We start from the raw sequence: 19,698 nt of genomic DNA on the forward strand, positions 1-19,698 counted from the left end.
TGGTGACATCGATATCAGCATTGCTGATGATCGTCCCACCGGCCTCTGCACCGATATACCAAGAATCGTCGCGAGCCAGCGCTGGCGTAGCCGCCAATGTGAGCGCGGTGGTAGCGAGCGCCGCTTGGATGGCGAACTTGCGCATAACTTTCCCCTTTCTTACAAATTCCTAGCGTAGGAATACGAAAACTATTATCGAAACCATACTGTCCACGCAAGCGGACAATTGGAGTATCTGTTGCCAAAATGCCGCATTCGAGAAACCAAATGGCTAAGCCAAATGGCTAAGGACGCCTTCAACGGCATGCAGCAACAGAACAACCAACGCGTCTATGCCGATAAGGTTGCATAGTGGCAAGGAAAGTTGGTTATTTAGTTGTGATTTTTCGTAAGATCATGTCGCGATAAGACCGTGAGTGCGTAAAGCTAGGAGGATCGCCGCGATCGCGGAGCGCGCTTCTCCGTCGATTATCGCGCCGCCCGACGCATCCGGCACCGCAGGCTGTTGCTGCCTGACAACAGTTTGCCCCGCAATTACAAGTGCATCGCAAACCTGCTCCCCATCACGCCACTCCGACCCCGTCCAGAAGGAAAAGACGCCGGAATCGCGCAACCATATCTGCATGCCCTCAACCGATTCGACGAAACGCCACCCGCCGCCAGTCCAGATCGCAAACTTGTCGGCATGGCCAGCCCAGTCGCCGGTGGGCGCTGTGCCGACGATCCAGCCCTGCCCGTAGGCCGGGCTTACCGGCGGCACATCGTCGCCGCGTGTTTCGGCCGCCGGGTGTACGGCGCCATCTAGCAGCGCGAGCGCCTCATTGTGAAACAGCTCCTTCTGGGCCTGGCCCGGCTGGATTAATGGCAGGCCAAATCGGTCGGTTGCATCGGTCATAATGATGTTCCTCGGTTACAGATGGAATGTCCGGCGCGCCGCCGGGTCGGATTCGGCAAGTGCGCCGAGCTGGACAACGGACAGCAGGAATATGCCGACTGCGTCGGTGCCGTCGGCCAGCTGGTCGGCAATGGAATAGGTCAGTGTCGCCCCGTCGGTCTCCTGCGTTCGCGACTGGCCCGCCAGCGGCTCTATACTGACGCGCCACCTTTCTTCCTCCTCGCCAAGCGGCGCATCCGCGCCCGATATCCAGGCCCAGCCGATCCGGCTCCGCCTGACCCACGAGAATCGGATCGCGCCATCGGCTTCGCGCTGCGCGGACAAATGCACGGGCGTCGGCGGCCGAACCGACCGACCATGGACAATATCGCTGACCGACACCGGAACGCCGGCATCGCCCAAACCCGTCGCGAGCAGTTCCACGCTGCCGCCAAGGGCCGATGCCGATGTTTCGAGAGGTTTCACTGTGCCGGGATCGAGCAAGACGAAGCGCTCGCCGAAGACATGCCCGGTCATCGCCCATTCGGTACCCCGCCGCCCCCGCAGCAGGCGCGAAAGGCGAAACCGGTTTCCGCCAAGCGCCTCGGCGCCTCCGAATTGGATCAGCTCTTCACCAAGCACGGCCAGATTAGCGCCAGACACCAACGCGGCATCCGTCGCGGATGTCAGCCACATATCGCCATGCAACAACGCGACGTCTATCGCCGACACGGTATCGAGCAATGCAGACTGGCCGATACCAAGAACGCCAAGCGCAGCGCCGATAACGGCGGGGGGCGAAGTGCGGCCCAGCGACCCGAAGCTCGCCCCGCCATCGAAACTGACTTCGAGATTGGCCGACCGCCACCCCGGAGATATCCCGGCGGCAGCAACCAGCAGATGCGGGGCGGCATAAAGAGTGTCATCCAGAGCAGGAAGATCGAGCAGCTCGAGCCGAGTAGGGCCGTGTTCAAGATCCGGATCGGAAACAACGCGGCCCGGAGCCGCGGCATCTGCCATCACGGCGCTGGCTCCTGTCGCCCTCACACATTCAAGGGATACCGCCATCCGTTCCAGATTGAACGCGGAGACCCTCCATGATCCTGATTCGCCGGGAATCTGAATCGCATCGCCGGGCCGGATCGTCATCGCCGCCCATGGCAGAGTTATCGATGCGCGCGTCTTTTCGGTCCACAGCCGTTCGAGCCGCGCCTCGGCAATCGCCTTTGCCCTGGGAGCCGAGAGCGTGGCCGGAAGGTCGGTGCGTTCGCCTGTCTGACCTGCACCTTCCATCCGGGCGCGTTGCAGGCCTGCCTGATAATCGCGGGCCGGTTCATAGTAGCGCAGCGCGATTTCGGCGGGTGCCTTGTCTGCGCCCTGCCGTTCCATCTGATACCGCGCGCGCCCCTGTTCCCCCACTTTGGCACCCAGCGCATCCTCTGTAAGCGAAACGGGCGGTGAGAGAGTGTCGGTAAAGCGAATCGTATCGGCATCGCAAACCAGATGATGCGGCAATGCGGCAACCAGCGTTTCGATCGCACCGCGAAGATTGCTGCCATGCCCGGCATAGCCGCTCAGGGTTGCGCTGCTGTCCGCTGTCACCTGCCCGGCGCTCAGTTCATCGACGATATCGACGAAGCTGACTGCGCCCTCATCCGCCTCCACCTCGAACGTCAGCGAGGGAATGCGATTACCGAAATCGGCAAGCTGGAGATTTTCAAAGACCGCCAGTGCCAGCCCGCAATAAGTCGGCGTGCCTGAGCCGCCCTCGGCCGAAGCGATCAGTGGATCGATCGCTTGATCTTCTCCGCCCAGATGAAGGCGAAAAGCGGTTTCGCTTTTGAAGTCCCCCGCCACTCCGCGCAGCAATTTGCCATCGGCCCAGATACGATGAACGGCGCGGATCGGGCGAGCCGACAGCGCCACCGCGAAAGACGCGCTATAACTATAGGTCGTGGCGCTCGGCCTTCCCTTGCCGCCACCTTCCTTATTGCGGTCCTCCTGGAGATCGGTAGCCCAGACGACTGTCCCGGCAACGCGCATCGTGCCGAAAATCCTGGGCAGCGGCGTACCGTATGACGATGTCTGAAGCCTGAGATCGTTGAGCCGCGGCCCTTCCCTGCCCCCGGGCCTGAAAACCTCATTGTCGACCTGCTGGCCGATAAACGCGCCAATGGCACCGCCAATCGGGCCGAACAGGGCGGTTCCGGCCGTACTCAGGACAAGTGTCGCCATGGTTCAGTTTTTCCGTTCGCCAGATCCGGGCCGCCACCGCCAGTTTCCAAGCAACGGCCAGGGCAGACGCCCGGGCGTTTCTACCACGCGGCGCAGGCCAAGGTCGGCATGGATGAACGCTGTGCCGCTATGGACGGCCAGATGAAGTTGACGTCCGCCCGGACGCAGCACCAGCAGATCTCCCGCCCGCGCCGCGCCGCCATCGACTGATATGAAGCCGCTGGCGGAGAGTCGGCCCTCTGCATCGCGAATATCGCCGCCCCGCAGGGCATAGCCATCCGGAAGCACCGGCTCTGCGCCGACCGCCCTATAAGTGAAGTCGGCAAGCCCCACACAATCGAGCCCAATGCTGGGATCGCGGCCCTGCAAACGAAAGCGGGTGCCGATACAGGCTCGCGCTGCGGCAAGGATGCGCTCAACAAGAACCGCTTCCCCGGTCATCAACTTGCCCCCGGATAACGGGTCAGCAGGTCGTTGCCCGGAAGATGCGGTTCGCCGCGAAAATTGCCGGCATTGGAAAATCGGTCACGGCAGGTTGCAAATATCCGGTCGCACCCCGCGGTGATCTCGACCATCGCTCCCGGCACGATCGCAAAGGGCGGCGTTTCTCTCAGGGTCAGGCGATTACCCGCCGAACGCAAAATCGCACTGGTCAGTCCGCTATTGTCGCCGCTCATCCAGCGCAGCCGACCGTAACCATAAGCGTTGGGTGTGGCGGCGGCGCTCGCCACATCAACGGTTACTTCATCGACACGCGCGGTTATCAACGTGATCCGGATATGCGGCGCAAGATCGACACGGCAGCGCGTGTCGCCAAATTGCGCGCGGCATTCCGGCGATGTCAGCTCGCTCACCGGCCGCTCAAACACCGCAGCGGGCCCTTTCAGCTCCGCTGTAAAACCGTCTCCCTCTATGGAGACGGCCCCAAGTTCGCCGCGCGCGAGCGGTACTGTCTCGCCGTCGGGCGCTTCCCAATCGACGGTGAAGAGGCTAACGGCAGCGCCGTCCCAACGCCCCGCCAGCAAATCCCGCTCCGTGATCGCATCGCTGGTCAGCGCGCCCGACACATCCATCGAACTCGCATCGAGCCCATCGCCAAGCCTGACCGCCGATGGCAGCATCCCGGGGGTCGCCTGATAGGTAAGACCGCCGATCACGAGATCGCGGTCGTGCGTCGTGAAGCCGAGCGCCACGCCATCGCGGCGGGCGAGCCGCCAGCAAAAGGCGATAGTGGTGATCGGCGCATCGAGGAACGCGGCCATAAGCTTCTCCTTTCAAAGGCGGAACAGAAACACTTGGTCAAGGCGTCTCCACCTTGGCAATACCGGCAAATGCCAACCGATTACGAACAGCTCTATCGCGAATCCAGAAAGGCTCTTGGAGAACCCACAAGGGCGTTTGAGGACTTCTTCGATCACTATCCAAAGCCGCGCGCGCTGGTGCTGGACATCGGATGCGGACAGGGTCGGGATGCCCTTTTCATTGCCCGGCTCGGTCATCATGTGACGGGTATCGATCAATCGCCTTCGGGCATCGCCGACATGCTAGGCGATGCCGCCGCCGAGAATCTCGATATCGAAGGCGAGGTCGCCGATGTGCGCGTCTATCGACCAGCGGGGACCTATGACGTTATCGTTATCGACCGAACGCTGCACATGCTCCGCGCCGAAGATCGGATTGCCGTGCTTCAAACGCTGCTGCGCCATATTGGCGACAACGGCTGTATCCTCATCGCTGACGAAAACAGGAACATGCCGGCCTTCAAGATCGTGTTCGAAGCAGATGAGCGCGGATGGGCTGTGATCGTCGAAAAGAGCGGGACGCTGTTCCTCCAGTGTCAATAACCCTGTTCTAATCCCGGATCTCGATCAGCGGCACGCTCACCGCTTCGCCTGCCAGGAAGGTTGTGCGGCTGACTTCCAGCCGGTCTTCGGCGAAACGCACCGGGACATCGAATAGATAGCCTGCGCAGATATCCGCATCGGCGGCGGGCGGAATGTCGAACTGGATCGCTCCGTTCTCGACAATCCAGCCGCTCGCCTGTTCGACATCGTCAACCGATACGCGAACAGTTCCCGGCACCGGATGCCTGATCCGCCGGACCTGTTGATCCGGAGTGTCGCCATAGCGTTTGACGAGCGGGAAAAGAGTCGTCTCCCCATCGCCCGTTCCGAGCCGCTGATCATCGGGTTCGGGGGTTCCCGTCATCGTGCTGGAACTATGGTCGAAAGGATCGTGAAAGCGGAAACCGCGCGCCGCGCCTCGCCGCGCCCGGAAGAAAGCGATCAGCGTGCCGACATCGGCTTCCGATCGCACCCCCGGCCCTGCGTCATAGCGCATCCGCGCATCGGTCCAGTCGCTGTTGCGATGCTCCGCGCCCGATGCCGTCGTCACGATTGCCGTCGAGAAACCCGGTGTCGCCACCGCTTCGCGGCCAAGCGCGAGAGGGAATTGCACATCGTCAAAGGCCTGCACATCGCCCTCCTTGCTGTCGAAATGGGTGAAACCGTCGCGAGTAACCTGGGGCAGCGCCCAGAAGAATGTTTCGGCGACGCCGCGTTCCCGCCCAGCCTCGGCGGCAGCGTCGATCAGAGTCCACTGGGCCGCATCTTCGGCATTCAGGACGAAGCCGGCGAAGTAATGCTGGCGTTCGGCGGGATAGCCGAGCCTTGCCTGCATCGCTGCGACCGCTCTTGCCGTGGCGCCGCGATTGCCGCCGGTCACCCAGTCATAATCCTCAAGCTGGAGGATATCGAAAGCGGGGTCCGCCCAGCCAAGCGGCACATTGGCTCGCTTGGCTTCGGGAGCGTCCTCGTCGAGCACGGTCGGCAGATAGACGAGCAGATAGGTCACCGCGTCGGCTGCCTGCGCCTTTACCGCCGCAACGACATCCGCCGTGGAATCGGCAAGCATCTGGCCGGCCTGGTTCAGCATGGTGATTTCAGCCGCCGTCTTTGTCCCCTTGATCGTCGGGATGGACACGAGATTGGACCCGAACGCCGCCTGCGCGGCACTGTCGTAAAGGCAGATCCGCGCGTTGCCGTCCTGCGTGATCCACCACCAGGGTTCGCCGATCTGGAAATGCACCGGCTGGCCTGCGCCCTGCAGGATCGCGACGAACGCCTGGGCCACCACTTTCAGAAAATTCATCGCACCGCTGCTCGCGGGCGACAACAGGGTCGACGGCGGCTCCCATCCGGTCAGCGCCGGATTGCCAAGCTCGTCACGCTGCTTCCAGTCGCCAAAGCAGATCGCATCGAACAGCTCATAGGAGAGCGAGCAGATCAGCGCATAGCCAAACGCATTGGCCCGGGCGGCGAAATCGGCGTGCCAGGCAGCACAGGGCGCGTTGAGCACGCCGCCCGACAGGCTGATATACAGGCCCCCGGCCCAGCCATAATATTCAAGCCGGTAATAATGGCTCATCCCGACATAGTGATTGATGACATCCCGATAGCCGAGATGCAGCGCATTGCGGACCAGCCGGGCCGGCGTCTGGTTATAGGCGTCGTCATAGCCGGTCGCGATGCGCATGCCATGTTCAGGAAGCAGCGTATCGCCGATACGGATCGTGGATCCGGCACCGGTGCAGGATATGTCTGTCAGCTCCGCCCATGCATCTGCGGGTGCGGCCAACGGCACAGTGGCGGCCGTATAGCCAGGTGGCACGAGTGAGAGGAACAGCCGGTCGATATCCCCGGCCCATACTGGGTCCGCCTCCCCCGGGAGCAGGAACCCACCCTCCAGCGCATCGAAATCCAGCGCGATTTCGGCGTCTTCCGGTGTACCGTTCGCGTAGTTCCAGAGCCGCACATACCAGCTGCGCGGCTCGCCCGCCTCGTCCCGTCCTTCGATCGTCAGCGTCGGACCATGCAGCGCATCGAGCGGCATGATCCCGTCCGATCGCCAGCGAAAGCCGAGCGTGCAGCCCCGGTAATCGCGCGCGGTTTCATAAGCGACGAGCGGGTGGTCCCACAGATCCTCGCTCTCCCAGATCAGGCCGGCCAGATCGTCCGCCATGTAGAACACGGCATTGACCCGCAGGGATTGCGGGCCGCTCGTCACCACGGATGCCATCATCGGACGCGGGAAGTTGACGGTCCAGAAACGCGGATCGAAGCGCTTGATATGGGTGAACTGCTTTGTGTCGCCAGGGCTGGCGAGCCAGTGGGGCATGGCAGGGCTCCCTTATTCAGACCGCTGGAGCGCGCGCCGGACCTGCTGCGCGATCTGACGACTGGAACGGGTCAGTGCTTCGGGTTCCGTGCCCTGCGGCGCGTTGAGATTGATCGTGACGCGGACTTCGCGCGCCGATCTGCCTGCGGACACCGGCTCGACCCGGCCACTGGAAGACGGCACAAACAACTCGGGCCCCTGTTCGCCGATGCGATAGGCCCGGCCCGGCGCCACAGGTCCACCGGTTGCCCGCCCCGGCGCGCCAAGGAAAGCGCTGGCAAGCTGTGTCCCGAGCGCAAGCAGTCCGTCGGATTGGCCTTTGCCGCTTCCCGAAAACAGGGAATTCAATCCGGTACTGACAGCAGCCCGCGCGATATCACTCATCACGGCCAGCGCCGTCCGTTTCAGATCGTCGAACCCGAGTTTGCCGGTGCGCACCGCGCGCAGCAACGCTCTCTCGATCCGACTGCCGACCATATCCGCCGCGCCGCCAAGGCCATCCGACAGCGCGCGCCGCATATCCGCAACGTCGTGGCGAAAGGCTTGCGTATCGGCACGTACGCGGATCAGCTCGTCTTCGAAATCGTCATTCATCGGGAAATTGCTCCATCAATCGGGAGAGGTCGGACCGGGCTGCAGGAACCCCGCCGGCATCGTCATCGGAAAAGGCCATCAGGACCGTGGCCAATTCGGCCGGCGTCGCCGCCCAGAATTCCTCGGGCCGCCAGCCGAGCGTCATGCCCGCAAGGCCCGCAAGTCGGGTCGCAGCCGCCGCAAACTCACTCACCGCCCTTGCAGGATTTGACCGAGCAGCGCCCGGAGCACGGGCGTCGCCGCCGCAAGCCCCTGCCCCGCAATGCTCTCGCCAAAGCGTTCACGCGTCAGCTTTGCCGGTTTCGGGTCGAGGCAATGCCAGAACAGCGCGACCAGTTCGCCGAGCCTGAGCTCGCCCCCGGCCGCCCGCTCAACCAGCGCGAACAGCGGGCCCAATTCCTCCTCAGCCGCGACCAGCGCCGTGAAGCTCGGCCGTAACCGCAGCGTTTCGCCGGCAACGACGATCTCCGCCTCGCCTCGGTTTGGATTGGCTTTCATTGCGACCTCATCTTCTGCGTTGAAGTTTCTCACGCGGAGAAAATTGACGGCGGTAAACCGTCCGTTTGGAAGCGAATAAATTTCACCTCGCGATTCAACTGAAAGCGATCCTGATTGATTTAGACGGATCGAAAGAAAAACCGCGAGGTAATAATGTACGACACAGCGATCCTAGTTTTCACAGGCGTGACAGCTTTCACCGCATTGGTTGGGCTGGACTTAAAGTTATTCAGAAAGCCTTAACCGCCAATAATCACAGGCTCACCACCTGCCCGGAACTCTCCAGCGCCAGCGTATAGTTCCGCTCGCCGTTGAAATCCCCGGAATAGTCGAGCCGCGCTATCAGGAACTCGCCCTGCATTCGTTCCCCGCTTTCGAAGCTCAGCTCATAATCGTCGAGCGATCCGGCCAGCGCATTATTCTTGAGCCGCGTTTCGGCCACCGATCCGGTGAATATTCCCGCACCCGACACGGATACCGAACGCACGCCTGCTCCGGTCAGCAATTCGCGCCAGCCGCCGCTGTCCTTATTGGTGATGACGACAGGTTCGCCATTGATCGAGAGCTGAGTCGTGCGCATTCCCGCGACCGTGCTGTAAACCGGCGGATCGCCGCCATCGCCGACCTTCAACAGGAAAGCCGATCCTTTTTCTGCTGCCATGATTATTCTCCGTTTGAATTCAGGCGGCGAGAAGCCGCGCGCGAAAGTCGAGAATGCCCGCCCAGGGATTGCCGCTCCGGTCGACCTGGCCGCGCAGGAAGGCGCAGCTCGCCACCCGCCAGCCCGGCAGATCGCGCGGGATTGCGGCGATCGCAGTCTCGGCTTCCGCCATCAGTGCAGCCAGCCGCTCAGCGCGCTCGTCCTGATCGAAAACCGAAACCGAAAAGCGCAGTTCGCGCCCCGATTCTGTCTTGGTGCTCCAGTCGCGCGACAGGATCGCGCCGAGCTCCACATAGGGAACCACCGCCCGGATTGCCGGAACGGCGGATATGGCGTTCACCGCTCCTGCGAGTGGGCCATGGTCTTTGAGGGCCGCAAACAGCGCATCGCCAAGGGCTAATTCCGCGCTCATGACAATCGCATCCGCCGCCAGGGTCGCCACAGGGCGGCAACAGCCGCCGGCGGGCTCAGCGCGTCGTCGGCATCGCGCTCCAGATAGAGATGCGCAACGAGCCGCACGATGCCCTGCCTCAAAGGCTCGGACACTGCGTTCCAGTCCGCGCCCATACCGGCGCGATACCGAACTATGACGCGGCGCGCCTGCCCGCCCGCCGGCACGCGGACCCAGCCATCGCCATTGCCGTCTATATCGACAGCATAACTATCGATCGGCAGGTCAAAAGCCTCGCCGCTTTCCGGCTGTCCGACCAGCCCGATGATGGCCGAAACGGGCGTCAGCGTCAGCCGCCTCCACTCGCTCGAGACCGGAACGGTTTCCTCGGCATCGCGCAGCAAAAGAGCCTGGCCGACAAAATGTTCGCAGACACCCGTCGCCGTGCGGATAAGCCCCATAAGCAGCGCATCATCGTCTGCAATGCCAATCCGCAAATAGGCCTTCACCTCGTCCAGCGCGATCGGCGTAGTTGCGGCGATATCCTGCTCCACCGGCATCAGCTTTGCTCCAGGCGGACAACAAGCGAACGATCGGCAGATCGCCCGTCGGTAAGCGTGATATGGCAGGCCGCGCGATAAACCCGGCCCGCAAGGCCGCCGGAAAAACGCGCACCGGTTTCACTGCCATCGATAAAGTCGGCAGAGACAGCGATGCCCTGCGGCTCGTCTGGTTCAATCGACCAGCTGGCCGCCGAAATGCCCGCACCATCAAGCACAGCATCGGGCCAGCGGATCGCGTAATTCAGCGCCGCATCCGGATCTTTCAGAATAAGGGTCATGGAACAGACTTCCATCAAATAGGGGAAAACGCCGCGCCCCCGAACGAGGGGAGGCAATCAGGGGCGCGGCGCCCGGTTCCCTCTCCCCTAGTGGGAGAGGGTCAGGGTGAGGGGCCGGTCGCGTCTGCGATCGAAAAGGTCGATGCAGGACCGCTCTGCCGCTGTGCGACATGCTCGCCTGCAGCTCGCACCCCTCATCCAACTTCGCCTAGCGAGACGAGCCTGCAAGGCGGCGTATCCTTCTCCGACAGGGGGAGAAGGCAATACGGATCAGCTCACGCTGAACCGCAGCAATTTGATCGCCTCGCTGTTCGACACCTGCCCTCCAACACGCTTCGTCGCGTAGAAATGGACGAACGGTTTGTTGCTGAATGGATCGCGCAGGATAGCCGTTTCGGCGCGTTCGGCGATCAGATAGCCCGCCTTGAAATTACCGAAAGCGATGGCGTCGGCGTCGCTCGCGATATCGGGCATGTCGTCCGCCTCGACGATGGGATAGCCGAGCAGGGTGTCGGGCTGGCCCGCCATCAGGCTCGGTTGCCAGAGGAACGCGCCGTCTGCGGTTTTGAACTTGCGGATGGCGGAGAGCGTCGACGAGTTCATCACGAAATGCGCGCCCTGGCGATAAGGTGAGCGCAGCGACTGGACGAGATCGACCAGCGCATATTCGGGGTCGCTCGCATCGAAACCGCCATCCGTTCCAGTCGCGATATATTGGAGCGACCCGAAGGCACGGGCATCGTCCGCTTCATTGGTGATTGTCGCCGACAAGAAGCCTTTGGGGCGGTTGACGCCCGAACCGGAAACAAAAGCCGCGCCTTCCGCCTGCGCAAACTCGGACGCGATCTCGCTCGCCAGCCAGGCTTCGACATCGAAGGCGGCATCGTCAAGCATCGCCTGAGATGCCGCCGGGTTTGCATAAAGCTCGCCCATGGGCGGGGCGATCTCGGCAAAGTCCGGCGTATCGGTTTCGGGGCGGGCGGCGTTTTCGGCGACCCAGCCCGAGGGAGTGCCACCGGTCGTCACCAGCTTGCGGTAACCCGCGCTGCCGACCTTCACGACATTGGCGATGGCGCGGATCGGCGAGATATCGTTCAGCGTCCGGTCGATCACCGCATCGATTTCCTGCGGGATGGCATAGCCGCCCGCCGCGCCCGATGTGCCGTCAAAGCTCTTGCGCTCCAGCCCGGCTTCGAGGCCGCGCCTGAGATAATGCGCAGTAAAATCGCTCTGCCCGCGCGACATGGATTTCGTGCCTTCCAGCGCTGGGCGTGCCGCGGCGACCGTATGCGCGTCCATCCAGCGCTTCACCGCGGCGATATGCTCGGCGACCCTGTCCACGGACGATTGTTCTTCGGCCTGCTCTGCCGTTTCGTTTTCAGGCAAGGCCGCCTCCTCATGCGGCGGCTGCTCCATCGCCGCAAAACTCGCGGCGAGCGGGTCCATCTTGGTTTCGATATTCATGGGTCATTTCTCCTGGGTTGAGGACACAAAAAACCCCCGGGCCGGGCGGCGCGGAGGCGGTGGATTTCAGTCTTTCGTCATTCCCGCGCAGGCGGGAATCCAGTCCAACGGTTCGCATGGATTCCCGCCTTCGCGGGAATGACGGAGGTTTGTGTATCGGGCCTTTTCTTCTCTCCACCGACCGACTAAATCGCAGCGCATGACAGACAGCAAAGACACCCCGCCCGCCAATTCGGTTCCGGATCGCCTCTCGACGATTCCCTCGAGCGGCTATTACGAGCCCGTCCATCTGGAACGCGGCATCGGCATCCGCTTTAAGGGTCGCGAGCGGAACGACGTCGAAGAATATTGCATCTCCGAAGGCTGGATCCGCGTCCAGGCCGGCAAAACCCGCGACCGCCACGGCAACCCGCTGACCATCAAGCTCAATGGCGAAGTCGAGGCCTGGTTCGAGGATGTCGGCGAGGGTTAATCGCCAACCGCGTGCACCCGCGCCAGCGGCTGCATCGGAATCGTCACAAGGCTGACTTCCACGAGATCGAGATCGATCAGTTCGCGCAGGCTAGCGGCTCCCTGCCGCCCCGTGCGGACCCGGTAACCAAAGCTCAGCCCGCCAAGTGTTCCATTTCCAAGCCCCGCCGCAAGCTTGGCGTCCTCCAGCTTTGCAATCACACGCAGGCCGCGTGCATCTTCCGCCAGGCTTTCGATACATCCGATCACCTGCCCCCGCTCATGCTGCCAGAGCAGAGGCACATCGCTCCCCTCCCCCAACGCCCGGCTGAACGCGCCCTTGCGGATCACATCGCCGCCTCGGTCCGGCTGGTCGAAAATCGCGGCATAGCCGGCGAAGCGCACGCTCATCGCCCGAGCCAGTCGACAACGCCGAAGCGGACGGCGAGACCCAATAATATGAGCGCCAGCAGCCCCTTCCCGATCCAGCCGAAAGCCGAGCGGATCGCCCCGCGCCGGGCGATCCGCCAGGCGCCGAGAAGTTCGCGCAGCTCATCCAGATCCCGGCGCGCATGGGTGTCTGACAGGCCGAGCTTGTGGAGCGCATGGGTCGCGCCCAGCTCGCTCGCTTCCTCGATAATCGCCCGCACCGTCACCAGATCGCTGCCCTGATCGGCCAGCTGGGCGACCAGCCGGGCGAGCATCTCTTCATTCTCGCTCATGTTCCGACCCTCGGCTCCTCAATCCCCAGTATCGCGCGTTTTTCTTCCGGCGAGAGGAAATCGGCAGTGCTGACCTGCGCCCATAATTTCTCCCGGTCCTCGGAAAGCGCCGGCACCTTGTCGAGATCGACGGTCAGCGCCGTATCGGGCCACCAGTTCGCCAGCCCCTGCGCAATGCTGCCCAATATCTTGCCCGCCAGCGGCAGCACGCCAAGCCGCCACAGCGCCCGGTTGGCTTCGCGATAATTGGCGTAGCTGTTGTCGCCGGGCAGACCGAGCAGCATCGGCGGTACGCCAAAGGCGAGCGCGATCTCCCGCGCCGCCGCCGCTTTCAGCCCGACAAAATCCATGTCGGCGGGCGTCAGGCTCATCGCCTGCCATTTGAGCCCGCCTTCCAGGAGCATCGGCCGACCCGCATTGGCTGCGCCCGCAAAACCGGCCTCCATCTCCTCTTTCAGCCGGTCGAACTGTTCGCCGGACAGCGCTGCGCCCGGATCGCCGGGATCGTAAACCAGCGCACCGGAGGGCCGGGCCGCATTGTCGAGCAGCGCCTTGTTCCATCGGGTCGCGGCATTGTGGATCGCAATCGCCCCCGCCGCCGCGCCGAGTGCGCCGAGCCCGTAATGATCGTCGAGCGGATGCATGGCACGGATATGGACGAGACTCGGTTTGCCTAAGCCGTCCTTTGCCTCCAGCCGCATCGTCTTCTCGCCAACCCGGTACCGATAGGCGGCGGGCCAGCCCTGCGCGTCCGGCTCGATGGTTACCCGCTCGGGGCGCAGCGCGAACAACTCGGCAGGAGCGCCCTCCGCATCGCAGAGAATCTGGATAAAGGCATTTCCGTGGAGCAGCAGATGCGCAGCCGCCGTCTCGATCAGCGACTGGCCGGCAGAACTTGCGTTGCACAGCGCCAACCCGCGCCTGTCGCCCGCCAGCGGCGCCGCGTCCGCGCTTTCCGACATCAGCCGCACGGCACGCTGGCCAACCGGATTGTCGATATATCCCGCGCGTATCTGCGCCTCATATCCGCGCGGCCAGTCGCCTATCGTCAGCGCACCCCAGGGCGCACGCAGCAATGCCGGACGCGCCGCAGCGCCCCCGGATTTTCGTCCGAAGAGTTTCATGCAAATTTCCTAGGTTAGTCCATCACTCGGCAGCAGAGGGTCACCCGGCACGCCTCGATAAGCGCGCGCGGCCATAAACTGCCCTCGATATCCTCGATCAGTTCGCCATCCAGCTCCTGCCGCCCCAGCCTTGTGCCGCCATAGGCAGCTTCGGTCGCGGCGAGAAATCCTCCGGGCAGATGCAGGCTGTTATCGCGCGTCCGCCCCCGCGACACGGCAACTCTCCTATCCGCGAGCAGCCGCCGCAGCAGCGGTACCGGACGGGGCGTCGTCGTGGCAACGACACGCGGATAATCGCCGAGCCGCAGCCCGAGCATAAGATTGTCCCATGCCGCCTCGCCCCGTTTCCATTTCGCAATCTCGTCGGCCCAGGCCAGATGATGCGATGCTCCGCGCAGCCCGTCCGGCTCTGCCGCCGAATAGAGCGTGGCGATGGTTCCGTTGGGCCAGACCAGCCGGTCCAGCGAAGGTTCGAATCGCGGCCGTTCCGCCCCCTCGCTTACCGCCAATATTCCGCTTTCCCCTTCGACCATGATCGCCCGCGCTTCCGTCTGCGTGGCACCGACCAGCGCGATCCGGCACAGCCCGTGCTTATATGCGAAATCGCGCACCCATTCTGCCCCGGCGCGCGTCTTGCCATAGCCGCGCCCGGCCATGATCAGCCAGACGCGCCACATACCTTTCGGCAATCGCTGGTTGCCGCGCGCCCAGAAATCCCAGTATCGAAGCAGATGCCCGCCCTGTTCGGGGTCGAGCCCTTCCAGCACCCAGCTCCGCTCATTCTCGTCGAGCAACCCCAACTGCTCGGCGTAGGACGGCTCATCCATCCGTACCGCCCACCATATCGCCCGATCCCTCGTTCGCTTTCTTTCTTTCGTGGATCACGGCGAGGCGACGCTTCACTTCCTCGAACGCTTCGATGGGATCAAAACGCCCGCCCTCCCGCTCGCGCACCCGCATTGCCGTTTCCCTGTGCGCCTGGAGCAGCCGGATGCCGACCCCGTCGCTATACTGCTTCATGGTGGCGACTTCCTTGCCACCGCGCACAATAGGCTTTTCCGTTCCGTTGATAGCCCGTTCCAGCATCACCAGCTCCAGCTGCTCATAGGCGATCGCGATCGCTTCGTCCCAGGCCTGGGCAAACCCGGCATCGCGCTTGCGCAGGGCCCATGCTGAACTCGATGTCATTCCCGCCGCTGTAAAAGCGGCGGTAACGTTGCAAGTCTCCGCCAGCGTTTCGAGAAAGATCTCCCGTCGCTCCTCCGTCCATCCGTCGTGGCGCACGGCGCGGATTTGCGCTTTGCCCGAATTGCCTCCGGCATAGCTCCGCCCCGCACGCCTCTGTGTTTCGTTTTTCGCCATGAAGGGACCGCCAATAAAAAAGCCGGGAAACGCTTTCGCGCCCCGGCTGGATACATTTTTCGATCTTCCGTATCTCTAACCAAATAGCGTTACGGTGTCAAGCCTTTTTTACTTATTTGGTACATTTACGATAGCGACCGAGAGTCGCCCTAGATATCCCAGTTCATGAAGGTGGCGGTAAAGGCCAGAGTGTCAATGATGCCGTGCCACAGGATAACCGGCCAGAGATTGCGCCGGAACAGGACGAACATGATCCCCAGCACAAGGCCGATCGTCCCCGTCACAACCACCCCGCTCAGTCCCTGATAATAATAATGGCCATAGCCGAACAGCAGGGCGGGGAGCAGCACGGCCAGCACAACGCCCCAGCGGATATCGGCAAAGGCGGTTTCCAGCCGGGTGATCAGATAGCCGCGAAAGAACATCTCCTCGCCAAAGGCCGCCACCGTCCAGACGATGGCGAGCCAGAGCAGGAACAGCGGGAGGTTGCCCTCGAGATCTCCCCAGCGATCCTCCACCGTATCGGGCACCTGCCCGATGAAATCGAGGCCGATCGCCGGCCCGCCGATAAGCACCGCGGCGACCGCCCCGAAAAACACCATGCCGGTCAGCGCCGTTTGCGGGATCAGGAGCAGTTTGGCCTTAAGCCCCGGCAGGGCCCGGACGCCCATATCCCGCCAGCCGATCCCCCGCCCCCGCAGATAGGCAGTCAGGATGACGAGCGTGAAGATCAGCGAGATCGGCCCGGCGAAGCGCCAGGTGACGAGGCTCACCAGATAGCGCGAACCGAGCGCCAGCGCGACGAAACCGAGCACCTCCGCGAGAATGAGCCAGCGGCCCATGGCCGGGGATTGAGCGGGCGTAGCGGCGGCCGGCGCCGCTGTTCGGAGTGAATTCATGATTCGTTTTCCTCTGTTCGAGGGCGAGCCTATTCCACATTTTTTATCGTTTAACAATATGTATATTGCTTTTTATCGATAACTCATCTATCGAATTGCGATAACCCGGATAAGGACATGCCATGGCTTCGCCGCACAAGGATTCGCTGCTCACCTTCACCCTCTTCGTCACGCGCGGTATCACCGCACTGCTGATATTTTTCGCGGTCGCGATCGTGATTGGCGCATCGCTTGTCGCCTTCGACATGACCCAGGGTTCGCAGGCCCTGCGCAGCGAGTATCCAGGTGTCGATCTTGCTGCGTTCAAAGCCCATTTCTGGTTGCTGCTACCGACGGCCCTGATCGGCATCGGGTTCGGCATAGTCTTTTTCCGTCTGCTCACGCGCATCGTCCGGTCTGTCCGGGAGGGAGATCCCTTTTTGCCGATCAACGCGCGGCGGCTGCGCGACATGGGCTGGCTGGCGCTGGGCTTCCAGCTGATCGCCATTCCGGTCAACCTCGTCCAGACCCGCCTCGATGCCATTACCGGCCAGCCCAGCGGCCTCGATCTCGATCTGGGCGGCTTCGTGCTTGCCCTCACCCTGTTCGTGTTGGCCCGGGTGTTCGCCCGGGGTGCGGCGATGCGGGACGATCTGGAGGGCACGGTCTGATGGGTATTTCCGTCAAGCTGGACGATTTGCTCCACGACAACCGGATGACCCTGACCGAGCTTGCCGAGCGCGTCGGCATCACGCTCGCCAATCTCTCCATCCTCAAGACGGGAAAGGCCAGGGCGATCCGTTTTTCCACCCTGGAAGCGATCTGCCGGGAGCTGAACTGCCAGCCCGGCGATCTGCTGGCGTTTGAGGAGTTTGGCGGGAGCCGGTAAATCGCTCCCCGGCCTTTTCGGCGCGGAGATTTGCGCTCGCCAAAAAGATAGAAGCGATCCGGAACCATGCCCGTCCGCCAACCGTTCAACGCATAGGAGCGGCTCCCTGTCGGAGCCCCGGACAAAGCAGGAAACGGGATGATTTTCGATAACGCCGCCACCCTCGACCTTTTGACACGGGCGCTGATCCTCGGCCCGATCGCCGTGCTGTGGATCGTCTTGATCGTCCAGCTGGTCGGCCTGCGCAGTTTCTCGAAGATGACCGCCTTCGATTTCATCGTCACCATCGCCACCGGCTCGCTGCTGGCCAATGCCGCCTCTACCGACCAGTGGCCGGTCTTTCTCCAGAATCTTCTGGCGATGGGCGCCCTGTTGGCGTTTCAGGCGCTGCTCGCCTGGTTCCGGCGCAAGAACCGGGCAATGCGCGATTTGCTGTCCAACGATCCCGTTATCCTGTTCCGCAACGGCCGGTTCGAACGCGAGGCGATGGCCCGGGTGCGGGTCGACGAAACCGATATCTGGGCCAAGATGCGCGAGGCCAATGTGCTGCAGCTCTCCAAGGTCCAGGCGGTCGTGCTGGAAACCACCGGCGACATTTCGGTGCTGCATGGCGATGGTCTGGAAGACAGGATTCTCACGGGCGTCAGCGATCCATCTTCGGGGTAGAAAACCCGCCCCTGTTCAGCCGGTCAGCGAATCCTTCATGTCCGCCAGTGGTTCATGCTCGATAATCCGCTGGGCGGTATAGGCGCGCGCCGACTCGCTCAGATCGCTGCCGAGATGCCAGTCGAGGATCTTCATCGTTTCCGGGATTGGCGGCAGCAGCAGCACATCGGCCTGGCTCAGGCTTTCGCGCACTGCGCTGGCGCTCGAAACGACCATCGAGCGGGACATGATATCGACGATGCTCGGGAATTCGTATTTCGGTTTGCGGCGGAAAATCACGTCGCGCAGCAGTTTACCGCGCGACCGGAGCGCGCTGTATTTGGTGTCCAGCCGCCATTCTTCGCCCGCATCGCTCCTCAGCGACACGACCACGTTGGGCCCGGCCTTCGCCTCGCGCATGATTGTCACCGGAATATTGTCCAGCACCCCGCCATCGACCAGGATATCGCCCTCGTTCGTGATGAAGGGCGGCAGGATGGTCGGCAACGATCCGGACGCCCGCACCGCATGCCAGAGCGGTCCGCGGCGATGAACATAGACGCTGTTCGTCGAGAGATTGGTCGACACGCCGAAGAAATTATAGGGCAGGTCGGCAATGTCCTTGTTGGTGTATCTGAGCTCGAGCTGCTCGTCGAAAACCCGAGGATCGAGGATCGAGTGCACCGGCACCGTCATTCGCCGCATCGCTTTCTTGGCGATAAACATGTCCTGCATCTGGACAATGGTCTGCTCGGGCGTGAGGCCCTGCGCCAATGCGCCGCCCATAGCCGCCCCGGCGCTGGTTCCGCCATAAAAGTCGATCGGAATATCGTTTTCGATCAGTGCCTGCATCACGCCGATATGCGCGCAGCCCAGCGCCCCCCCGCCGGCCAGCACGACACCATTCGCGCATCCGGCCATGAATCGGCCGACTCGCGCAAAGGCAGCGTCGCAATCCAGCGGAACCTGATGATGGAGCTTGACGTTGCGGCTGTCGAGCCAGCGCCCGCTCCCGGTGATCTCCTGCCGTTCATGATCGCGCCACAGCAGTAATGTCCGGTTGCCCCGCAGGAAAAGAGGGATCGCATAGTCTTCCAGTTCCGAGCGATCGCACTGTTCTTCGAACAGCGGCGCAACAATGACCAGATCATCCGCATTGCGCGCAATCGCCTTGTCCCATTCGGCGCTGCCCCCAGCGACCAGAATGACCCGCTTCGCACTGCGTTCCAGCTCGCCAAGCCAGCGGCCGAACCCTTCACTCTCCGCCGTCACGCCATCCGGCTTGTCCGCAAAGGTGATCATCCGCGGTTCGTCATGACGCGCCAGCGCCGCGCAAAAGCGTTCGGCGAAGCCCTGCGGCAGCTGCGAACCGGCGGCCGGCATCAGCATGATCACTTTGCCGGGCTTGGCCTCCATGGCGCTTGCCGACCGGGTTGCAACTGCCAGTCGCGACGACACGGTCGAGAGAATTCCATCGGCAATTTCCGGATAGGATGCGACCACCGCATCATAGGCCTCGCGCGTCAGCAGGTAGACGGTGCTGTCACGACTGGCGCGGACGTCCGCCGTCCGGGTGCCTCCAGAGAAAAAGGCAAGCTCGCCAACCGGTTCGCCGGCACCTATCTCGGCAACCACACGACCATTGGGAAGCTGCACATAAAAGCGCCCAGTGGACACAAGATACAGCGCATCGGCCTCTTCCCCGTACCGGACAAGATAGTCGCCGCCCTTCACCGCAATGGGCTTGGCCGCATTCTGCAAGGCATGAAGTCCGGCTGTATCCAGCCCGGCAAATGCCTCAATTTGTGAAAAGTCGTTCGCCATTCCCACGCCCCCTTCGCGTTAACGAATGCGATCCCATAATCTTTGACGGCTATCTAGCGGATTTCGCAGG

24 protein-coding genes and 1 pseudogene are annotated in these 19,698 nt (G+C 62.7%); 5 read left to right on the forward strand and 20 right to left on the reverse strand.

Annotated features, from left to right (window positions below; all coding sequences use genetic code 11):
- Window positions 1-394: 394 nt before the first annotated feature.
- The 4 genes from DFR46_RS05210 to DFR46_RS05225 are packed head-to-tail and all read right to left on the reverse strand — an operon-like array spanning window position 395 to window position 4,371.
- Window positions 395-895 (reverse strand): DUF2793 domain-containing protein, encoded by a 501-nt coding sequence (locus DFR46_RS05210; protein ID WP_116235482.1) that lies wholly within the window; start codon window positions 893-895, stop codon window positions 395-397.
- Window positions 896-910: 15 nt separating this feature from the next.
- A complete protein-coding gene (locus tag DFR46_RS05215) occupies window positions 911-3,109 on the reverse strand; it encodes a phage tail protein (protein WP_116235483.1) in 2,199 nt (732 codons plus the stop codon).
- Between the two features lie 3 nt (window positions 3,110-3,112).
- Complete coding sequence (locus DFR46_RS05220) at window positions 3,113-3,550, reverse strand: C40 family peptidase (protein WP_116235484.1); 438 nt, start codon at window positions 3,548-3,550, stop codon at window positions 3,113-3,115.
- Window positions 3,550-4,371 carry a DUF2163 domain-containing protein gene (locus DFR46_RS05225; RefSeq protein WP_116235485.1) on the reverse strand — a complete coding sequence of 274 codons (822 nt, stop codon included), beginning with the start codon at window positions 4,369-4,371 and terminating at the stop codon, window positions 3,550-3,552. The genes DFR46_RS05220 and DFR46_RS05225 overlap by 1 nt, the downstream gene beginning before the upstream one ends.
- Before the next feature lie 69 nt (window positions 4,372-4,440).
- On the opposite strand from DFR46_RS05225, the gene DFR46_RS05230 reads away from it, so the two are divergent.
- Entirely contained in the window at window positions 4,441-4,953 is a 513-nt protein-coding gene (locus tag DFR46_RS05230) for a class I SAM-dependent methyltransferase (RefSeq protein ID WP_116235486.1), read from the forward strand.
- 7 nt (window positions 4,954-4,960) lie between these two features.
- Here DFR46_RS05230 and DFR46_RS05235 read toward each other — a convergent pair whose 3' ends face one another.
- From DFR46_RS05235 to DFR46_RS05275, 9 genes are all read right to left on the reverse strand, one after another.
- Window positions 4,961-7,285, reverse strand: coding sequence for a DUF2460 domain-containing protein (locus DFR46_RS05235; protein ID WP_116235487.1), 2,325 nt, complete (start codon window positions 7,283-7,285; stop codon window positions 4,961-4,963).
- Between the two features lie 12 nt (window positions 7,286-7,297).
- Complete coding sequence (locus tag DFR46_RS05240) at window positions 7,298-7,879, reverse strand: tail tape measure protein (protein WP_116235488.1); 582 nt, start codon at window positions 7,877-7,879, stop codon at window positions 7,298-7,300.
- Complete coding sequence (locus DFR46_RS05245) at window positions 7,872-8,072, reverse strand: phage tail assembly chaperone (RefSeq protein WP_116235489.1); 201 nt, start codon at window positions 8,070-8,072, stop codon at window positions 7,872-7,874. The genes DFR46_RS05240 and DFR46_RS05245 overlap by 8 nt, the downstream gene beginning before the upstream one ends.
- The gene (locus DFR46_RS05250; RefSeq protein WP_116235490.1) at window positions 8,069-8,377 is read right to left on the reverse strand and encodes a gene transfer agent family protein; all 309 of its coding nucleotides are present in this window, start codon (window positions 8,375-8,377) and stop codon (window positions 8,069-8,071) included. The genes DFR46_RS05245 and DFR46_RS05250 overlap by 4 nt, the downstream gene beginning before the upstream one ends.
- A gap of 253 nt (window positions 8,378-8,630) precedes the next feature.
- The gene (locus tag DFR46_RS05255) at window positions 8,631-9,038 is read right to left on the reverse strand and encodes a phage tail tube protein (protein WP_116235491.1); all 408 of its coding nucleotides are present in this window, start codon (window positions 9,036-9,038) and stop codon (window positions 8,631-8,633) included.
- A 19-nt stretch (window positions 9,039-9,057) separates the two neighbouring features.
- Window positions 9,058-9,450, reverse strand: a complete 393-nt coding sequence (gene gp17, locus DFR46_RS05260; RefSeq protein WP_116235492.1) for a tail completion protein gp17 — start codon at window positions 9,448-9,450, stop codon at window positions 9,058-9,060.
- On the reverse strand, window positions 9,447-9,989 hold the full coding sequence (locus DFR46_RS05265) for a head-tail connector protein (RefSeq protein ID WP_116235493.1): 543 nt from the start codon (window positions 9,987-9,989) through the stop codon (window positions 9,447-9,449). The genes gp17 and DFR46_RS05265 overlap by 4 nt, the downstream gene beginning before the upstream one ends.
- Window positions 9,989-10,270, reverse strand: a complete 282-nt coding sequence (locus DFR46_RS05270; protein ID WP_147297623.1) for a phage fiber-tail adaptor protein — start codon at window positions 10,268-10,270, stop codon at window positions 9,989-9,991. Before DFR46_RS05270 ends, DFR46_RS05265 begins: the two co-directional genes overlap by 1 nt.
- 270 nt (window positions 10,271-10,540) lie before the next feature.
- Window positions 10,541-11,734, reverse strand: a complete 1,194-nt coding sequence (locus DFR46_RS05275; protein ID WP_116235495.1) for a phage major capsid protein — start codon at window positions 11,732-11,734, stop codon at window positions 10,541-10,543.
- A gap of 199 nt (window positions 11,735-11,933) precedes the next feature.
- Between DFR46_RS05275 and DFR46_RS05280 the strand changes: the two genes are divergently transcribed.
- Window positions 11,934-12,206, forward strand: coding sequence for a DUF3297 family protein (locus tag DFR46_RS05280; protein ID WP_116235496.1), 273 nt, complete (start codon window positions 11,934-11,936; stop codon window positions 12,204-12,206).
- Here DFR46_RS05280 and DFR46_RS05285 read toward each other — a convergent pair.
- The 6 genes and pseudogenes from DFR46_RS05285 to DFR46_RS05310 all read right to left on the reverse strand — a co-directional run bounded on the left by DFR46_RS05285 (window position 12,203) and on the right by DFR46_RS05310 (window position 16,291).
- A complete protein-coding gene (locus DFR46_RS05285; RefSeq protein WP_116235497.1) occupies window positions 12,203-12,595 on the reverse strand; it encodes an HK97 family phage prohead protease in 393 nt (130 codons plus the stop codon). The two genes, DFR46_RS05280 and DFR46_RS05285, sit on opposite strands and share 4 nt — an antisense overlap.
- Entirely contained in the window at window positions 12,592-12,906 is a 315-nt protein-coding gene (locus DFR46_RS05290; protein ID WP_116235498.1) for a DUF6127 family protein, read from the reverse strand. The genes DFR46_RS05285 and DFR46_RS05290 overlap by 4 nt, the downstream gene beginning before the upstream one ends.
- Window positions 12,903-14,030, reverse strand: a complete 1,128-nt coding sequence (locus DFR46_RS05295; protein WP_116235499.1) for a phage portal protein — start codon at window positions 14,028-14,030, stop codon at window positions 12,903-12,905. Before DFR46_RS05295 ends, DFR46_RS05290 begins: the two co-directional genes overlap by 4 nt.
- A 41-nt stretch (window positions 14,031-14,071) precedes the next feature.
- A pseudogene (locus DFR46_RS05300) lies at window positions 14,072-14,857 on the reverse strand (terminase large subunit domain-containing protein); the annotation flags it as partial.
- The gene (locus tag DFR46_RS05305; RefSeq protein ID WP_116235501.1) at window positions 14,850-15,392 is read right to left on the reverse strand and encodes a hypothetical protein; all 543 of its coding nucleotides are present in this window, start codon (window positions 15,390-15,392) and stop codon (window positions 14,850-14,852) included. The pseudogene DFR46_RS05300 and the gene DFR46_RS05305, both read right to left, overlap by 8 nt.
- Window positions 15,393-15,541: 149 nt before the next feature.
- Window positions 15,542-16,291, reverse strand: coding sequence for a CPBP family intramembrane glutamic endopeptidase (locus DFR46_RS05310; RefSeq protein ID WP_245953693.1), 750 nt, complete (start codon window positions 16,289-16,291; stop codon window positions 15,542-15,544).
- Between the two features lie 122 nt (window positions 16,292-16,413).
- On the opposite strand from DFR46_RS05310, the gene DFR46_RS05315 reads away from it, so the two are divergent.
- The 3 genes from DFR46_RS05315 (at window position 16,414) to DFR46_RS05325 (ending at window position 17,825) form a co-directional block, all read left to right on the forward strand.
- Window positions 16,414-16,941 carry a DUF2975 domain-containing protein gene (locus DFR46_RS05315; RefSeq protein ID WP_116235502.1) on the forward strand — a complete coding sequence of 176 codons (528 nt, stop codon included), beginning with the start codon at window positions 16,414-16,416 and terminating at the stop codon, window positions 16,939-16,941.
- The gene (locus tag DFR46_RS05320) at window positions 16,941-17,159 is read left to right on the forward strand and encodes a helix-turn-helix domain-containing protein (protein WP_116235503.1); all 219 of its coding nucleotides are present in this window, start codon (window positions 16,941-16,943) and stop codon (window positions 17,157-17,159) included. Before DFR46_RS05315 ends, DFR46_RS05320 begins: the two co-directional genes overlap by 1 nt.
- Before the next feature lie 138 nt (window positions 17,160-17,297).
- A complete protein-coding gene (locus DFR46_RS05325; RefSeq protein ID WP_116235504.1) occupies window positions 17,298-17,825 on the forward strand; it encodes a DUF421 domain-containing protein in 528 nt (175 codons plus the stop codon).
- 15 nt (window positions 17,826-17,840) lie between these two features.
- Here DFR46_RS05325 and DFR46_RS05330 read toward each other — a convergent pair whose 3' ends face one another.
- Window positions 17,841-19,628 (reverse strand): cyclic nucleotide-binding and patatin-like phospholipase domain-containing protein, encoded by a 1,788-nt coding sequence (locus tag DFR46_RS05330; RefSeq protein WP_116235505.1) that lies wholly within the window; start codon window positions 19,626-19,628, stop codon window positions 17,841-17,843.
- Window positions 19,629-19,698: the final 70 nt, after the last annotated feature.

It is taken from the genome of Parasphingopyxis lamellibrachiae, assembly GCF_003385775.1.
Taxonomy (GTDB): domain Bacteria; phylum Pseudomonadota; class Alphaproteobacteria; order Sphingomonadales; family Sphingomonadaceae; genus Parasphingopyxis; species Parasphingopyxis lamellibrachiae.

Coding starts and splice junctions, on each gene's coding strand:
- DFR46_RS05325 (WP_116235504.1), top strand. CDS start 17,298: ATGATTTTCGATAACGCCGCCACCCTCGACCTTTTGACACGGGCGCTG.
- DFR46_RS05275 (WP_116235495.1), bottom strand. CDS start 11,734: ATGAATATCGAAACCAAGATGGACCCGCTCGCCGCGAGTTTTGCGGCG.
- DFR46_RS05240 (WP_116235488.1), bottom strand. CDS start 7,879: ATGAATGACGATTTCGAAGACGAGCTGATCCGCGTACGTGCCGATACG.
- DFR46_RS05250 (WP_116235490.1), bottom strand. CDS start 8,377: ATGAAAGCCAATCCAAACCGAGGCGAGGCGGAGATCGTCGTTGCCGGC.
- DFR46_RS05290 (WP_116235498.1), bottom strand. CDS start 12,906: ATGAGCGAGAATGAAGAGATGCTCGCCCGGCTGGTCGCCCAGCTGGCC.
- DFR46_RS05230 (WP_116235486.1), top strand. CDS start 4,441: ATGCCAACCGATTACGAACAGCTCTATCGCGAATCCAGAAAGGCTCTT.
- DFR46_RS05310 (WP_245953693.1), bottom strand. CDS start 16,291: ATGAATTCACTCCGAACAGCGGCGCCGGCCGCCGCTACGCCCGCTCAA.
- DFR46_RS05215 (WP_116235483.1), bottom strand. CDS start 3,109: ATGGCGACACTTGTCCTGAGTACGGCCGGAACCGCCCTGTTCGGCCCG.
- DFR46_RS05270 (WP_147297623.1), bottom strand. CDS start 10,270: ATGACCCTTATTCTGAAAGATCCGGATGCGGCGCTGAATTACGCGATC.
- DFR46_RS05320 (WP_116235503.1), top strand. CDS start 16,941: ATGGGTATTTCCGTCAAGCTGGACGATTTGCTCCACGACAACCGGATG.
- DFR46_RS05220 (WP_116235484.1), bottom strand. CDS start 3,550: ATGACCGGGGAAGCGGTTCTTGTTGAGCGCATCCTTGCCGCAGCGCGA.
- DFR46_RS05265 (WP_116235493.1), bottom strand. CDS start 9,989: ATGCCGGTGGAGCAGGATATCGCCGCAACTACGCCGATCGCGCTGGAC.
- DFR46_RS05315 (WP_116235502.1), top strand. CDS start 16,414: ATGGCTTCGCCGCACAAGGATTCGCTGCTCACCTTCACCCTCTTCGTC.
- DFR46_RS05235 (WP_116235487.1), bottom strand. CDS start 7,285: ATGCCCCACTGGCTCGCCAGCCCTGGCGACACAAAGCAGTTCACCCAT.
- DFR46_RS05285 (WP_116235497.1), bottom strand. CDS start 12,595: ATGAGCGTGCGCTTCGCCGGCTATGCCGCGATTTTCGACCAGCCGGAC.
- DFR46_RS05225 (WP_116235485.1), bottom strand. CDS start 4,371: ATGGCCGCGTTCCTCGATGCGCCGATCACCACTATCGCCTTTTGCTGG.
- DFR46_RS05210 (WP_116235482.1), bottom strand. CDS start 895: ATGACCGATGCAACCGACCGATTTGGCCTGCCATTAATCCAGCCGGGC.
- DFR46_RS05330 (WP_116235505.1), bottom strand. CDS start 19,628: ATGGCGAACGACTTTTCACAAATTGAGGCATTTGCCGGGCTGGATACA.
- DFR46_RS05255 (WP_116235491.1), bottom strand. CDS start 9,038: ATGGCAGCAGAAAAAGGATCGGCTTTCCTGTTGAAGGTCGGCGATGGC.
- DFR46_RS05295 (WP_116235499.1), bottom strand. CDS start 14,030: ATGAAACTCTTCGGACGAAAATCCGGGGGCGCTGCGGCGCGTCCGGCA.
- DFR46_RS05280 (WP_116235496.1), top strand. CDS start 11,934: ATGACAGACAGCAAAGACACCCCGCCCGCCAATTCGGTTCCGGATCGC.
- gp17 (WP_116235492.1), bottom strand. CDS start 9,450: ATGAGCGCGGAATTAGCCCTTGGCGATGCGCTGTTTGCGGCCCTCAAA.
- DFR46_RS05305 (WP_116235501.1), bottom strand. CDS start 15,392: ATGGCGAAAAACGAAACACAGAGGCGTGCGGGGCGGAGCTATGCCGGA.